This window comes from Kribbella antiqua, assembly GCF_004345665.1.
In the GTDB taxonomy this organism is placed as follows: domain Bacteria; phylum Actinomycetota; class Actinomycetes; order Propionibacteriales; family Kribbellaceae; genus Kribbella; species Kribbella antiqua.
This window is the reverse complement of record NZ_SLWR01000001.1, coordinates 44,220-59,462: the sequence shown is the minus strand read 5'-3', so window position 1 is coordinate 59,462 and position 15,243 is coordinate 44,220. Positions and strand designations below refer to the sequence as shown.

Genomic DNA, 15,243 nt, shown 5'->3' with positions numbered 1-15,243 from the left:
GTCATTCTCCATCTGTTGCGCGGTACTGGTACACGCCACACGCTAGCTGTGGCGTCAGGTTCGGTGCTTCTCGATTCCTGACCGTCTGATCAGGAGCAGGATGCCTGCGACCACAGCGAGGGCCACTGTGGCGAGTCCTGAGCCGCCAAGGGTGGCACGGGGGCCGAAGGCGGCGGTGAGTGGCCCGCCGAGCGCCGTACCGACTGGTGACGCGGTGAGCAGTGCGGCGTTACTGGCCGCAAGCATCGCTGCCAGGTGCTGCGGTGGTGCTTTCGCCTGCATCAGCGTCACTGACAGCGGTACAAACGGTCCGTAGATCACACCGCCGAGCGTGAAGCAGGCAACCGTGACGGCCGTCGGCACGTTGAATCCGAACGGCAGCAGAGTGAGCCCCCAGCCGACCACGATCGCGAGCGTCACGGGCCACAGCGGCAACTGCTGCAACGCACCGAGCGCAAGCCCACCGAGTACGGCGCCGATGCCGAACAGCATCCAGTAGAGGCCGAGCAGCGTGCCCGGTGCGTGCAGGTCATTGGTCACGTGCAGCGGCAGCGCGACCTCGACCGGGCCGTACAGGAAGTTGAAGAACCACGTCAGAGTCAGTAGCCCGAGCAGCTCGGGTCGGGCTCGCAGCAGCGCCAGCCCGCCACGTGCCGCCTTGTCTACCGGTGAGACCTGCCCCGACTCCGGCAGTCGCGTGCGTACGACGACTACGACGAGGAAGACGTAAGTCAGGGCATCCAGCCCGAGTACGAGCGCCGAGCTGACGAACGTGACCAGCACACCGGCGATCGCAGGCCCGGCAATGGTGGCAGCGAAGCTGAGCGTGCTCACGAAGGTGTTGGCCGCCAGCCGCTGCTCCTCCGGCAGCAGCTCGGCCAGCAGCGTGTACTTGCCCGCGTTCCCCCACGCGTGAAGCAGCGACGAGACCGCGAGCAGTACGACGTACAACGGCGGCGTCAGCGCCCCGGCCCACCACGCGAGCGGCACAGCACCAAGAAACACACCGCGTACGACGTTGTCGGCGAGCAGCAGCCGTCTGGCCGAAACCCGGCGCAGGCGGCGACCGAACGCCAGTGCGCCGATGACGCCGGGCAAGGTGTACGCGGCCACCGCGCCGCCGACCCACAACCCTTCGTTGGCCGGCGGCGCGAGCTCGATCGCGAGCCACGCGACCGCGACGAAGCTCATCCCGTCCCCGAGGGACGAGACGCCGAATCCTAGGATCAGCCGCCGGAAGATCCGGTTTCCCAGGAGCGGCCGGTAGGCGGCCGGGACCAGGCGGCGTGCATCACGGGGCACGTCGGTCGGTCAGCGCAGCTCTTGGATGCGGACCATGTTGCCGGCGGGGTCGCGGAACGCACAGTCCCGGACGCCGTACGGCTGGTCGGTCGGCTCCTGGACGACCTCGGCGTCGCTGGCCTCGAGCTTCGCGAAGGTCGCGTCGAGGTCCTTGGTGGCCAGGTTGATGCTGGCGTAAGTGCCCTTCGCCATCATCTCGGTGATGGTGCGGCGCTCGTCGTCGGTGAGCCCCGGGGTGGCGGCAGGCGGGTAGAGGACGATCGAGATGGGCTGGCCGGGCGCGCCGACCGTGATCCAGTGCATGCCCTGGTAGCCGACGTCGTTGCGGACCTCGAAGCCCAGGACGTCGCGGTAGAACGCGATCGCGGCTTCCGGGTCGTCCTGCGGGAGGTAGGTCGAGTGAATGGTGATGTCCATGGCGGTCACGCTAGTTGGGACTCGGCCGCCGGCGCTTCTCGATTTCTGATCGGTCTGGTCACCTGCTTCGCCACGCACGCCGGCATCCCCTCCGTCGCGCTCGCCGCCTCGCGCTTGTAGACGCTGGGCGGCACGCCGACCAGCTCGGCGAAACGGGTGCTGAAAGTGCCGAGCGACTGGCAGCCGACCTCGAAGCACACGTCGGTGACGCTCAGGTCACCACGCCGCAGCAGCGCCATCGCACGCTCGATCCGCCGCGTCATCAGGTAGCTGTACGGCGACTCGCCGTACGCCTGCTTGAACTCACGGCTCAGATGCCCGGCCGACATGTGCACACCCCGCGCCAGCGCCTCCACATCCAGCGGCTGCGCGTACTCCCGGTCGATCCGGTCCTTCACCCGCCGCAACCGCGCCAAATCACTCAGCCGCTGCCCATCCCCACCCGTGCCCGTCACACCCCAGATCGTGCCACGCCGCCCCGTAGGTTTCTACCGCCCTACCGACCGTCGCGCACGCTGGCAGGTCCGCTGGTCCGATGAGCCGCGCTTATCGCCCCAGTCCGCGCGCCAGAATCGGCGGCGTCCACCGCCTGCCCGGTCCGGGCACCGCCCTGGCCCGCGGCGTGCTGCGCATGCCATCGCCCCGGGTCAGCCCACCTCGCACCTGAGTGAGGTAGTTGGGTCAGTTCAAGAGAGCGCGGGTCAGGTGAGGTTGGAGGTGAGGTAGACGAGTTGGCCGAGTCGTTTGACGTTGGCGAGGGTTAGTTGGGATGCGGTGAGGCGGCCGGTGTAGAGGGGCTTGCCGGTGGAGAGCAGGACGGGGGCGATGCCGATGGTGATGCGGTCGAGGAGGCCGGCCTCGGCGAAGGCGGTGGCCAAGGCTCCGCCGCCGGCGATGAAGACGTTTTTGCCGGCGGCGGCTTCGAGCATCGCCTGGTGGACCGGGCGGACGTCGCCGGTGACGAAGTGGAGGTTCGCGCCCGGGACAGCCGGCAGCCGGCGACTGCTGAACACCTACACCGGCCGGTCGCCGTGCGCCTCCTGCCAGCGCTCCGGATGCGTCAGCGGTTCGGCGTCGCGGAGCACGGACTCGTACGTCGACGAGCCCATCGCGACCGCGCCGACGCCGGCCTTCAGCTGGGCGGGAAGGTGATGGTCGCGATCAGCGTGCCCGTGACGTACGGCGCCGTAAACCGGTCTGGCAGGAACTCGCCTAGACCACTACCGTCAGGTGTTTCGACAGCGACTCGAGGAAGTCCCGTGCATCGAACATCGCGCCCGCCGAAGCCACGCCGGTGGTCCGCGTTTCCCCGGCCAGGATCCGCCGTACCGCTTCCACGGCCAGCGGCGCGGTGACCGCGTAGATGTCCTGACCCGAGGCTGTCCCGCGACGCTCCACACCACCCGTTCGCACCACCGCATCAACCATGAAGGACTGGTCGGAGACGGGGCCTGGCGCCGGCGTGTGCTCGTCGGCGAGATCCCGCGCTGCCTCGAGGGCCATATACGTGCGTACGTCGGGCACGTCGAGGTGACTCGGGACAGTCACGACATCAGCCATCGTGAACTCGGCGAGCACCCGGCGCCGACCCAGCGGCGCTGGGAAGTCCCAGTCCTGCTCGATCAACTGGTCGTCGTGATACTCCAGCGCACCGTTCCTGAACCGCACGCGGCGACCGCCGCGACGCGCGTGTGACACCCGACCCGCCGCCCGGGTCCCCTCGGTTGGATGCCAGCTGCTCAAGCCATACGCGACATGCACCTCGTCCGCTGCGGTCCAGTCCCCCATCGCCGCCGTCACCAGCAGATCGCCCAGCCCGCCATAGAACGCCATCGCCGGAACCACCGGCACCGCGGCCGTACGGGCGTACGTCGCCGCATTCGCCTCGATCTCAGCCGCCACGTCGACGTACGGGATCTTCGCTCGCAGCGCCGCGTCGAGCACCGGACCGGCCGTGACCGCGAACGGGCCGGCAGCGTTCACCACAGCCGCGGCGCCGGCGACAGCTCGGTCCAACGCGTCGGGATCGTCCACCGATGCCGGTCGTACGTCTCCAAACGAGGCCAGCTTCTCCAGCTTCGCGGCGTCCCGTCCGGAGATGATCGGCGTGAATCCACGCTCGATCAGCTCGGCGACGACGAATCGTCCGGTGTGTCCGGTTGCTCCATAAACCATCACGTCCATGCCCCTACTTTCGCCGTACGTGCGGCTGGATCGTGAGAGTCCGGAACGACACCATGCGTACACTTTCGGACATGCACACCGTGGCACTCGCGACCGCCGGTCACTTGCTGCACTTCGAGCTCGGCGTCGCGTACGAGATCTTCGGCAACCCGCCGGTCGGGGTCGAGGATTGGTACGACGTACTCCTCTGCGGACCGGGGCCGGTCAAGATCGGCCCGTTCGTTGTCGAGCCGGACGACGGGCTGGATCGCTTGCTCAGCGCCGACACCGTAATCGTGTCGGCGTGCGCGGACGTCGACGATCCGCCGCCGGGTGAACTGGTCGAGGCAGTGCGTGCGGCCCACGACGCCGGTGCTCGAGTCGCCTCGTTGTGCACCGGGGCGTTCGTACTCGGTGCTGCGGGGCTGCTGGACGGTCGGCTGGCCACGACGCATTGGGCTCACACCGCGCAGCTGAGTGCCCGTTATCCACAAGCGGTGGTCGATCCGGATGTGCTGTACACGGACAACGGCAGGGTGCTCACCGCCGCGGGCAAGGCCGCCGCGGTCGACCTGTGCCTCCACCTGGTCCAGCTCGACCATGGCACCACTGTTGCGAATGCGGTCGCGCGTCGGCTCGTCGTACCGCCGCATCGATCCGGCGGTCAGGCGCAGTTCGTCGCCACGCCGCTGCAGGTCAGTGGTGACCACAAGCTCGCGCAGTTGCTCGCGTGGGTTCAGGAGCGGCTGGACCAGCCGCTGACCGTGACCGACCTGGCTTTGCGTGCGCACACCAGTCCTCGCCATCTCGGACGGCAGTTCCGGTCGGTGACTGGGCAGACGCCGTTGCAGTGGCTTCTGACTCAACGGGTACGACGTGCGCAGGAGCTGCTCGAGTCGACCGACTTCAGCATCCAAGCCATCGCCGCCGCTACTGGAATGGGTACGGCGACGACATTGCGACGCCAGTTCAAACGGATCGTCGGAGTGCCTCCGGACGCGTATCGGCGTACTTTCCGGTCGTTGCCGTCTGCCACGGTTTCGGCTTGAGTGGCTCGTATGTACCCGCGACTGATGCACACCGCACTGGATACGACGGACGCCCGCGGACTCGCGGAGTTCTACCGCCAGTTGCTCGGGCTGCGCTACCGGCCGGGCGACGAGTCCGGTGACGACGACTGGCTGGTCCTGGTCGACGACGCCGGCAACCGCCAGCTGGCCTTCCAGAAGGTCGACAAGCTCCCCCGCTCCACGTGGCCGTCCCATGACGTGCCGATGCAGCTGCACATCGACTACGCCGTACCAAACGTGGAAGAACTCCAACGCCACCGCCAACGCGCCGAAGAACTAGGCGCCGAGGTCCTCCTGGACCGCACCACCGACGAAGGCGAACCCCTCTACGTCCTAGCCGACCCATCCGGCCACCCCTTCTGCCTCCTGGTCGGAACCCCCTAGATTGTCGAATGGGGTCGGGCCACGTGACCTCACCGCTGAGTTCACCCCACCCGACGCTGGTTAGCCATCAAGCGTGTGCAGCGCGTTGAGGGCGATGGTTAGGTCATTGTGGCGGTTGGCGGCGAGCATTCGTTGGTAGGTGGGGTCGCCGGAGGCTGCTGTGCGGGTCATGAGGTCCAGTTGGTGGGTGAGGCGGGTGGCGATAAGGGCGAGGATGTCGGCGGTGGTGCCTTGCCAGTTGTACTCGCGGAGGAAGACGGACAGGCGGCGCGGGCGGTCCTCGAGGTTGGTGAAGCCTTCGGCTGCTACGACGTGTGGAGCATGCAGCGGCACCCACGAGAAGGCGACCCACGCCACGTCCAGCTCCACGGTCACGGGCCCGGCCATGTCCCAGTCGACGAAGCCCACCAGACCAGCAGAGGACCAGACGGCGTTGTACGGCGCAGCATCGTTGTGAGCAATGATCATCCCCGGCCGCCACCTCTCACCCTCACGCCAGTTCGACGAAGCAGCCGGAGCGAAATCGGCCACCGCTGCGTGATACCGCCGCAGCCACCCGGCCACGTCGACCAAAGCCTCGTCGCTATGCGTCCAAGCAGGCCACGGCAACGACGTACCGACCGTCGATCCCGGCAGGAAACTCACCATCTCCCGCCCATCGGAATCCACCCCCAAACCCCGCGGCGCCCCCTCGAAACCAACCTCCGCAAGGTGCGCGAGCAACGCATGCACTGACGCGGTCCACGGCCCCGCAGTACGCCGTACGACGCCATCGACCAGCGAGGCACCGCCGTCGAACCCACCCTCCAACCGCTCGTCCATGTGGAACATGCTGGCAGCCTCGGGTGGCACTTGCTGTCGAATTGCGTGCCCCCCGGCCAGTTGCGATGTGAGAAGGGACTGAACGACAGGAGGTAGTCGGCCGCGAGCGCACCTCCTCGGAGTGATGGGGCAGCGCAGGCGCGGTCGAGATCGAGTACCTCCTGTGTTCCGCACCTTCACCACCCGTCACCCCAGGCAGCCGAGCGGGCGGCGCGATAGCTGGGTGATGACTTGGCGATGGTTTCGCGTTGTCTGGTGCCTTTGGCTGTGCAGAGGTCCAGGACGACGCGGCCCTTGGGCTGGGAGGGGCGGGCGATGATGCGGGCCTCGGGGCGGCGGGTCGGGCGGCGGGTGGCTACGACATAGGCGAACTTCTCGTCTTCGAAGTTGCGGGTGCCGCCCTTGGCCGCGCGGTGGAGTTCCGTTCTTGGCAGGCGTACGGCGAAGTGACACCAGTCCGACGTACTCAGCGGGCACGCCAACTGGTGTGGGCACGGTGCGGCGATGGTCAGGCCGTGGTGGATGAGTTGGTCGCGTGCTTCGAGGATTCGGCGATGGCCGCGGGGAGTTCCGGGCTCGACGACGACCACGGTGTCGGCGGTGTTGGCCGCCGTACTCATGAGGTTGTCGCGGGCAGAGTCGGTGAGTTCGTTCAGGACGTAGGCGATGGTGATGAGGTCGACCCGTCGGTTCGGCGTCCAGCGGCGGAGGTCCGCGGTGGTCCAGGTTTGGTTGCCGTCGGCAAGGTGTTCGGCCAGCCGGCGACCGAGGCGGATCGCGGTCGGTTGACGCTCGACGATCTCGGTGGTGACGGTCGGCCAGATGTCGGCGGCCGCCCAGGCGGCGGCTCCGGTGCCGCCGCCGAGGTCGAGGTGCGTCCGCACGTCGCTGACGGCCGCAGCCTGTAGCACGGAGCGGATCGCGCGATAGGTCGCGGGCATGCGGAAGACGGCGTACGCGAGGCAGTCGAGGTCGTCGGCCATGCCTGGCGTGGTGTCGTCGACCAGCTCGGTGCGGTAGCGGTTGGACATGGTGGTGATGCGGGCGCGCAGGGCGTCGTACTTAACGCCATTGAGGATCTGCCGTAGGGCAGCGTCGAGTGAGGTGTCCGATGCGGACATGAGGAGTGCTCCGGTTCGGTCGGCACGGGGTGCGCGAGGGCGCACGGGACCCGCGGCCTACGCCGCGACGCACCAACCGGTCCGGGGCAACACTGAAGCAGCTCACGCGGGACGCGAGCTCATGGCAGTCGACAGCTGGCTAGCTTTCGAGCGCAGTGAAGGAGGGGTTGGCACGGAACCGGGTAACCATGCAAGCCATCAGGTACCTCCTCAGGTAGCCACGACCATCCGACTCTAGCGAACTGGCAGCCTCACTCGCCGCAGGTTTTTCAGCGATCCAGGCACGTGCAAATACAGACCTTGTTCCCTTCCTGGTCAGCCAGCACGGTGAACGCCGGAGCCTCCTTGTCATAGGTGACCCGGCCACCGGCGGCGACACCAGCCGCAATCCGATCCGCGGCGACCTCCGGTGGAACCCAGAGATCGACATGGAAACGCTGCCGTGGCGTCTCGTGCGCATCAGTGTCCTGGAACCACAGATACGGCAAGCGATCGGTCGGATCACGCACATCGCCGCCCTGCCACGACTCGGCGCTCCCCGTCAGTACGGCGGCCCAGAATGGACCGATCGACGCGAGATCAGCCGTGTCCAGCGCAAGCTCGAGTTGCGTCACAGCCGCTGGCTCCGCGACGAGACCCATCGAGCGTGCGATCGACGAGATCGTCCGGGCCGCGTCGACATCGCGCTGCGTCACCCACGACAACACCTGCTCGGATCCGTCGTCGCCGCGGTAGACCGCGTCGTCACTGATCAGCTTCACGTCGGCGAACCCGCTGGTCAGCCTCACCTCCGCCGGCGCGCAAGCCTCGCTGACAGCCTGCAGAAATCGCACACCGTCGGCGAAGGATCCGATGACGAAACGCGCATGCAGAGCTTGAGCGAGCTTGCGCCAGTCCTCCAGGCCGGCATCAAGAATCACCTTGTTCGGCAGCATGTCCACGATGTCCCCAATCTCCAGTCATCCGAGGCTAAGACACCCCGCCGACTGTTTTCTCGAGCTCCGCAAGATCGCGCTCGGCGTACAGACGGTGCTCCCACTCCTCGTCGAGGATCACCGACAGGCACTCGCGCACCGGGAAGCTGCGCGACTCCGGATAGCCAGGCTCGGTCACCGGCGTCGTCTGCTCGTTGAGCCGCTCGTCGGTGATCCCGCCGATCAGGTCCCGTACGGTCGCCATCCGGTCGGCGCGCAGCGCGAGTACCTCGTCCAAAGCCGGCCGTACGGCGCGATCCCGGGGAACAGACGGTATGTCAGGCATCTCGTCGTGCGGCAGGTCGAGCGGATGCCAAGGCGCCGGGTCGCCGAGCACCGTCCGCCGTACCCACGCGTCGGTGGCGAACACCAGGTGCCGCAGCGTCTCGACGAACGACCACTCCCCGTCCACCCGCTCATGGAGGGACGCCGGCGGCAACGCCTGTGCCCGTGCAATCGTCTCGCCCCAGAGCCGCTCGAGGATCGCCCACGCCTCGCGGAACCCGTCCGCATCAGCAGGCCGCATCTTGATCCGGTCCGGATACCGCCGATTGAGCTCCGCATCGATCAGCGGTACGACGTCCACGCCGTTGACCCGGAGGTTGTCGATCATGCCGTTGATGGCGACGTCGACCACGAGCGCACCGCGGATCCGGGCGCCGCGCAGGCTGACGTTGTCGAACAGCGCGTTCTCCAGGCTGACATCGTGGAACACCGCCTGCTTCAGCGACACCTGGTCGAACCGCGCACCATTCAGATCCTGCTGCCTGAACTCATCCACCCGGCCAGCTTCCCCCGGCCGACGAGAAGCGTCCAGCACCGTGATAGATCTCGGTGCATGTATCGACGCCTCGTGCTCAAGTTGTCCGGGCAGGCGATCGCCGGGCCGAGCGAGTTCGGCTTCAGCAGCGATCGGCTGACCCACCTCGCCAACGAGGTGCTCGCGTTGCGGGCGACCGGTGTGCAGGTCGCGGTCATCGTCGGCGGCGGCAACGTCTTCCGTGGCAACCGGGCCGACGACTGGGGCATCGACCGGGTCGAGGCCGACAACATCGGGATGCTCGGGACCGTGATCAACGCCGTCCTCCTTCGCGGTCGGCTCGCGGCGCTCGGCGCGGACGACGTACGGCTGATGACTGCCATCCCGATCAACAATCTGGCCGAGCCGTACATCCGCCTCCGCGCCCTCCGGCACCTGAAGAAAGGCTCGATCGTGCTCCTTGCCTGCGGCAACGGTCAGCCGTTCACCACCACCGACTACCCCGCCGTCCAGCGCGCGATCGAGCTCGGCGCCGACGCCCTGCTCGTCGCCAAGAACGGCACCGACGGCGTGTACGACGCCGACCCCAACACCTCACCCACCGCCCAACGCTTCGACCACCTCAGCTACCAAGAGGTGATCGACCGCGGTCTTGGCGTGATGGACCAGACAGCCTTCATCCTCGCCCGTGACCACAACCTCCCCCTGCACGTCTTCGACATCGACCGCGCAGCCGCCGCCACCCACATCGCCGAGGGCACCCACGTGGGCACCCTGATCAACTGAGCTCCTTCGTAATGGTGTCGACATGCGCCGCAAACCAGTCACCACCAGCGGCTCGCTCGGCATGCAGAGCCATCAACGACCACAAGATGCGATACATCGACAGCGTCCTCTCCAGACCTACGCCATTGAGGCCGTAGCCGCTGAGGAAGGCGTCCAAGGCGGCGTCGCCGGCCATCGAGAACCGGGCCAGGTCGAACAGCGGGTCGCCGTACATCGCGTCGCCCCAGTCGATGACACCGGTGAGTTCGTTGCCGACGGCATACAGATGCCGAGGGTGCAGATCGCTGTGCAGCAGCACTGTCTCGGCGTCGGCGACGGTGTCGACGAAGGGCGGCAGGGCCACGCGGAGACGGCGTACCAGGTCGTCGGGGACGATGCCGGCAAGGAGGTCCAGCCGCTCGATCGGCGTGCTGAGCCGATCCGCCCAGCGCCCGTCGTCGCCACGGATGCCGTGCAGCCGGCGGAGGCCTCGACCGGCCTCGGTGATGACCGCGTCGTCACTGGACGGGCTGCCCGGGACTTCGGCGCAGATCAAGTACGTCGTCTCGGCGGCCAGGATCTCCGGTGCGGGGACGCCGGCCGAACGGGCCAGCTCACAAGCACGAGCCTCTGCCTGGATCGTCGCCCCGGACTTCAGGTAGAACGTCTCGCCGGAGAGGGCGCGCAGGCGGAAGGTTCGGTTGCCGGCGAAGCCCTGGACCTGCTCGACCTGAGCGATCGGCCCGACGACCGCAGCGGCGCGGGCGGTAGCTTCGGTTTCATTCACGCGCTTGAGCCTAGAGAAAACCGGTTGAGCCGGCATCGGGGTTCTTGGTGTACTCGTAGCCGTCCGAGCAGGTGTCCAGTCAAGGAGTCCGTCATGCGACCTCGCTTCATGTCCGTCGCCGTACGTACTCACACCTGTTCAAGGGACATGAAGCTTTGTGAAATTACTGAATCTGGGGATCCTGGCGCATGTCGACGCCGGTAAGACGAGCCTGACCGAGCGGCTGCTCTACGCCGCCGGGGTGATCGACGAGATCGGCAGCGTCGACGACGGCAGCACCCAAACCGATTCCCTCGCACTGGAACGCCAGCGCGGTATCACGATCAAGTCGGCGGTCGTGTCGTTCGCGATCGGCGACATCACGGTCAATCTGATCGACACCCCCGGTCACCCGGACTTCATCGCCGAGGTGGAGCGGGCGCTCAGCGTGCTCGACGGCGCGGTGCTGGTGATCTCCGCTGTCGAAGGCGTCCAGGCGCAGACGCGGGTGCTGATGCGGACGCTGCAGCGGCTCCGGATCCCGACCCTCATCTTCGTCAACAAGGCCGACCGCGCCGGCGCGCAGTACGACGCCGTTCTCAAGAGCATCGCGGACAAGCTGTCCCCCGCGATCATCCCGATGGGCTCGGCAGGCGACCTCGGCACCCGCGCGGCGACGTTCACGCCGTACGGGCCGGGTGATCCGTACGGCGACCTCCTCGAAGTGCTCGCCGAGAACGACGACCAGCTTCTGCAGACCTTCGTCGAGAACGAGAGGGCCTTGTCGTACGACGCTCTGCGCAGCCGGCTCGCCGTACAGACGAAGCAAGCGCTGGTGCACCCGGTCTACTTCGGCTCTGCGATCACCGGCGCCGGCACGGACGCGCTCACCCGGGGCATCCGCGAGCTCCTGCCAACCGCCGACGGCGACGACAAGGGCCCACTGGACGGCTCCGTCTTCAAAGTCGAACGCGGTCCGGCCGGCGAGAAGGTCGCGTACGCGCGGATGTTCTCCGGTACGGCGCACGTCCGGGAACGACTGCAATTCGGCAACGGCGGCGAAGCCAAGCTGACGGCCCTCCAGGTCTTCGGCGGCGGTACATCCGAGGTCCGAGCCGGCCAGATCGCCAAGCTCTGGGGCCTTGCGGACATCCAGATCGGCGACCGCATCGGCGCCACCCAGCACGCGCACGGTGGATACTTCGCGCCGCCGACCCTGGAGACGGTGATCTCGCCGACCCGCCCGTCCGACAAGGGGAACCTGCAGGTCGCGCTCACCCAGCTGGCCGAGCAGGACCCGCTGATCAACCTGCGGCAGGACGACATCCGCCAGGAGATCTACGTGTCCCTGTACGGCGAAGTGCAGAAGGAGGTCATCCAGACCACGCTGGCGACCGAGTTCGGTATCGACGTCGAGTTCTGCGAGACCACGACGATCTGCATCGAGCGACTGAACGGCACCGGCGAAGCCGTCGAGTTCAACAAGAAGGACCCGAACCCGTTCCTCGCCACGATCGGCCTGCGGGTCGAGCCGGCACCGGTCAACACCGGGGTGAGCTTCGAGCTGGAGGTCGAGCTCGGATCGATGCCGTACGCGTTCATCAAGGCAGTCGAGGAGACCGTCCGCGATACTTTCCAGCAAGGCATCCACGGCTGGCAGATCCCGGACGCGCGGGTCTTCATGACGCACTCGGGGTACTCGGCGCGGCAGAGTCACGCACACGCGGTCTTCGACAAGAGCATGTCGAGCACAGCCGGCGACTTCCGCAACCTCACCCCGCTGGTCCTGATGACCGCACTCCAGCAGGCCGGTACGACGGTTCACGAGCCGATGCATCGCTTCCAGCTGGAGATCCCGACCGATACGACGCGCGCCGTACTGGCAACGCTCGCACGCCTCCGGGCGATCCCGCAGGTGCCGGCGTTGGCCGCCGAAACCTCAACCCTGGAAGGAGAAATCCCCGCGGCGGCAGTCTACGAACTCGAGCAGCAACTCCCCGCTCTCACCCGCGGCGAGGGCGTCCTCGAATCAGCCTTCGAACGCTACCAACCCGTCACCGGCCCGATCCCGTCCCGCCCCCGCACCGACCACGACCCCCTCAACCGCAGCGACTACCTCCTCCACGTCCAACGCCGCGTCTGAACGACCCGCCCCGGTGACGCCGCATTTGGTGGGTTCACCCCAATGCCGCTCAGTTAGGGGTGGGGTGTGGTTGTCAACCGTCGAGGATCCGGACGGTGATTGTGGTGTTGTAGTTGTTGCGGTCGGTGGTTGCTGTGGCGCGGTGTTTGGAGCTGGCGCGTTTGACGATGCGCGGGCTGGTGCGTGCGCGGCGGGCCGGGAGTAGGGCGGTCAGTACGGCGTGTCCGATCGTGCCGACGAGGTCGATGGTGGTGTTGGCGATGACGCCGGCGGCGTGGATGATCTGGTCGCGGGCGGTGTGCAGGGCGATGGTGAAGCTGCCGCGGTTGGGTGGGGTGGCGGGCTGGGTGAGTGCGGCGTCGGCGATCGCGGTGCGCAGGGCCTGATAGGTGACCAGCAGGGCGTAGATCTCTTGGGTGATGCCGTCGGGGGTGCGGGCCCTGAGTACTCGTCCGCCAAGGATCGTGGACTTCAGTTCCAGGTAGGTCGTTTCGATCTCCCACCGCTGGTGGTAGAGCTCGACCAGGTCGGTGGCCGGGTAGCGGTGGTGATCTGTCAGTGTGGTGAGCAGCCGGTAGCGGGCGGCCCGGTCCGGGCCGCCGGTGCAGCGCACCACGATCTCGGCCTCGATCACGCGCACGGTCACCGTGCCGATCCGGGCCAGCCAGGACCCGTCGCCGCAGTGTCCGGTGGGTCGCAGTCGCCGGTTGTCCTTGCAGCGGATGAGCAGGCCGGCGCCGGTTGCGGCGACGGCCTCGATCAGGTCCTTGACGGCGAAGTTGCGGTCGGCCAGGAGCAGCATGCCCTGGCGCAGGCAGCCGGCCAGCCGCGGCGCGTACGTCGTCTCGCCGACGTCGCAGGGCCCGAACACCGCGTCGATGATGGTGCGGGTGCCACACGCGACCACCGCCAGCAACCGCAGCATCGGGTATCCCGCGTCGCCGTTCGGGCCGGCGCGATGGCGACCGTAGGCGGACACATTCTTGTCACCGTTCGGGACCGACAGCGTGGTGCCGTCGATCGCGCACAGCAACAGGCCACGCCATCGCGGCGCCCCGACCGCAGGTCCGGACAACAGACCGAACAACGCCCGCAATGGCTCGACCCCGACCCGGCGGCGTGCCTGCGACAACGCCGACGACGTCGGCATCGCCACGGCCACCCCCAGGCCGTCGGCACCGCCCAGACCCGCGACCAGCCGCGCCCATACCTGCCCATATCCCAGCTCGGAGAACAGACCCGCCGCGAGCAACAGGTACACCACCACCCGCGACGGCAGATCACGCACCCGCACCTGCACACGCCCGGCCGAGGCCAGCACCTCATCGACCATCTCGAACGGCACGATCTGCGTCAACTCGCCCAGATGTCCTGACGCGAACCGACCCGATGCCACCTCAACCACACGCGTAATGACAGACTGAACCAACAGCGGAACTCCCCCTATGAAGGGCCGTCTTGCGAGGACAACCCCTCTCCTACAGGGAGTTCCGCTGCTTCATGCTCACCAACACACCACTTGACAACCAACCGCACCCACTAACTGAGCGGCATTGGGGTTCACCCACCAAATGGGGCTCTCCTGCCACATGTGTGGGTGATCGTTCGTTGCTCCGGCATCGGAGCTGGTCGCCGGCTTCGTGGTGAATCGCCGACTGGTCCAGACCCGACGACCTCGGAGGGTTGCCGCCCAATCCGCCCAATCCGGGGCAAACCCTCCACCATGGCTCGACCGGTCGCGGCGGTGGGTGCCGCCGAGAGGGTAGCGCCGGGGTGCTGTTTCACGGCGTCGTACCCGGCTTGTGCACGGTTCGACCACGACACGCCGCCACGCGATGGTCGAGCGGTGCACAAGGTCACCACCAGCCGGTCATTCACCCCGAGGTACCCACACGGACCGGGTGGACCGGGGAGTCTGGCTTGTCGAATCAGGTGGGGTAGCGCTCCCCAGACCCCGCTCGGCGACCAGTCAGGTCGTGATCGCGCGGGGATTCCGGGCACCTGCCCGCGCATCACGGCCGTGTGGAACGCACGACCACCCACACATCGAGCAGAAGAACCGCATTTGGTGGGTTCACCCATCAAATGGTGGGTTCCCCGACCGAATGCAGGGGGTGAACCCGCAAGTTGGTCGGTGAACCCACCAGCTTGCGGGCGGAGGTCGCCGGATCAGACCGGGGTGGTCCATTCGACGAGTTGGATGATGACGCCGTTGGGGTCGGTGAGCTGGAAGAGCTTTTCGCCCCAGGGCTCTTCACGGAGCGGCATGGTGATCGGGGCTCCTTCGGAGCGGAGGCGCTCCTCCTCGGCCTCGAGACCGGTCACCGTGAACGCGAGGATCAGGCCGGCGGCCCGCTGATCGCGCTGCTCGGGTGGCAGCACCTCGATCCCCTTCTGCAGCAGTACGACGTCAACGGCATCGTCACGGGTGAGTTTGGCGAACCCCTCGGCCGCGACCTCTTCGGAATAGCCGAGGTGCTTGGTGAAGAAGCCGTGCGAGGCCGCGACGTCGTCGACGGTCAGAGAGATGGTGGAAGCGTTGATCTTCACAGGATT

General features: G+C 67.4%; 16 protein-coding genes. 4 read left to right on the top strand and 12 right to left on the bottom strand.

All coding sequences use genetic code 11. The features are described from left to right. Positions 1–54 precede the first annotated feature (54 nt). The 5 genes from EV646_RS00285 to EV646_RS00265 form a co-directional block, all read right to left on the bottom strand. On the bottom strand, positions 55–1,302 hold the full coding sequence (locus tag EV646_RS00285; protein WP_132142690.1) for an MFS transporter: 1,248 nt from the start codon (positions 1,300–1,302) through the stop codon (positions 55–57). A gap of 9 nt (positions 1,303–1,311) precedes the next feature. Beyond that, positions 1,312–1,719 (bottom strand): VOC family protein, encoded by a 408-nt coding sequence (locus EV646_RS00280; protein ID WP_132142688.1) that lies wholly within the window; start codon positions 1,717–1,719, stop codon positions 1,312–1,314. 5 nt (positions 1,720–1,724) lie between these two features. Next, entirely contained in the window at positions 1,725–2,174 is a 450-nt protein-coding gene (locus EV646_RS00275) for a helix-turn-helix transcriptional regulator (RefSeq protein WP_132142686.1), read from the bottom strand. A 246-nt stretch (positions 2,175–2,420) separates the two neighbouring features. Continuing rightward, positions 2,421–2,732: a dihydrofolate reductase family protein gene (locus EV646_RS00270; RefSeq protein ID WP_132142684.1), complete on the bottom strand. Its 312-nt coding sequence runs from the start codon at positions 2,730–2,732 to the stop codon at positions 2,421–2,423. 199 nt (positions 2,733–2,931) lie between these two features. After that, positions 2,932–3,903 (bottom strand): NAD(P)H-binding protein, encoded by a 972-nt coding sequence (locus EV646_RS00265; protein ID WP_132142682.1) that lies wholly within the window; start codon positions 3,901–3,903, stop codon positions 2,932–2,934. Between the two features lie 71 nt (positions 3,904–3,974). Between EV646_RS00265 and EV646_RS00260 the strand changes: the two genes are divergently transcribed. Then, positions 3,975–4,931 carry a helix-turn-helix domain-containing protein gene (locus EV646_RS00260; RefSeq protein ID WP_132142680.1) on the top strand — a complete coding sequence of 319 codons (957 nt, stop codon included), beginning with the start codon at positions 3,975–3,977 and terminating at the stop codon, positions 4,929–4,931. Between the two features lie 9 nt (positions 4,932–4,940). Next, entirely contained in the window at positions 4,941–5,336 is a 396-nt protein-coding gene (locus tag EV646_RS00255; protein WP_132142679.1) for a VOC family protein, read from the top strand. Between the two features lie 60 nt (positions 5,337–5,396). On the opposite strand, the gene EV646_RS00250 is transcribed toward EV646_RS00255, so the two are convergent. The 4 genes from EV646_RS00250 to EV646_RS00235 form a co-directional block, all read right to left on the bottom strand. Beyond that, positions 5,397–6,158 (bottom strand): phosphotransferase, encoded by a 762-nt coding sequence (locus EV646_RS00250; RefSeq protein ID WP_132142677.1) that lies wholly within the window; start codon positions 6,156–6,158, stop codon positions 5,397–5,399. A 176-nt stretch (positions 6,159–6,334) separates the two neighbouring features. Continuing rightward, positions 6,335–7,279 (bottom strand): small ribosomal subunit Rsm22 family protein, encoded by a 945-nt coding sequence (locus tag EV646_RS00245; RefSeq protein WP_132142675.1) that lies wholly within the window; start codon positions 7,277–7,279, stop codon positions 6,335–6,337. A gap of 269 nt (positions 7,280–7,548) precedes the next feature. Beyond that, positions 7,549–8,214, bottom strand: a complete 666-nt coding sequence (locus tag EV646_RS00240) for a VOC family protein (protein ID WP_132142673.1) — start codon at positions 8,212–8,214, stop codon at positions 7,549–7,551. 34 nt (positions 8,215–8,248) lie between these two features. Continuing rightward, on the bottom strand, positions 8,249–9,034 hold the full coding sequence (locus EV646_RS00235; protein WP_132142671.1) for a DinB family protein: 786 nt from the start codon (positions 9,032–9,034) through the stop codon (positions 8,249–8,251). A 57-nt stretch (positions 9,035–9,091) separates the two neighbouring features. Between EV646_RS00235 and pyrH the strand changes: the two genes are divergently transcribed. Then, a complete protein-coding gene (pyrH, locus tag EV646_RS00230; protein ID WP_132142669.1) occupies positions 9,092–9,799 on the top strand; it encodes a UMP kinase in 708 nt (235 codons plus the stop codon). On the opposite strand, the gene EV646_RS00225 is transcribed toward pyrH, so the two are convergent. Then, the gene (locus tag EV646_RS00225) at positions 9,792–10,565 is read right to left on the bottom strand and encodes a phosphotransferase family protein (RefSeq protein ID WP_158290862.1); all 774 of its coding nucleotides are present in this window, start codon (positions 10,563–10,565) and stop codon (positions 9,792–9,794) included. The two genes, pyrH and EV646_RS00225, sit on opposite strands and share 8 nt — an antisense overlap. A gap of 157 nt (positions 10,566–10,722) precedes the next feature. Here EV646_RS00225 and EV646_RS00220 point away from each other — a divergent pair, with 157 nt between their 5' ends. Beyond that, positions 10,723–12,687 carry an elongation factor G gene (locus EV646_RS00220; RefSeq protein ID WP_132142665.1) on the top strand — a complete coding sequence of 655 codons (1,965 nt, stop codon included), beginning with the start codon at positions 10,723–10,725 and terminating at the stop codon, positions 12,685–12,687. A gap of 73 nt (positions 12,688–12,760) precedes the next feature. Here EV646_RS00220 and EV646_RS00215 read toward each other — a convergent pair whose 3' ends face one another. Both EV646_RS00215 and EV646_RS00210 read right to left on the bottom strand, forming a co-directional pair. Then, positions 12,761–14,092 carry an IS4 family transposase gene (locus tag EV646_RS00215; protein WP_199236728.1) on the bottom strand — a complete coding sequence of 444 codons (1,332 nt, stop codon included), beginning with the start codon at positions 14,090–14,092 and terminating at the stop codon, positions 12,761–12,763. A gap of 764 nt (positions 14,093–14,856) precedes the next feature. Further along, positions 14,857–15,237, bottom strand: coding sequence for a VOC family protein (locus tag EV646_RS00210; protein ID WP_132142663.1), 381 nt, complete (start codon positions 15,235–15,237; stop codon positions 14,857–14,859). Positions 15,238–15,243 lie beyond the last annotated feature (6 nt).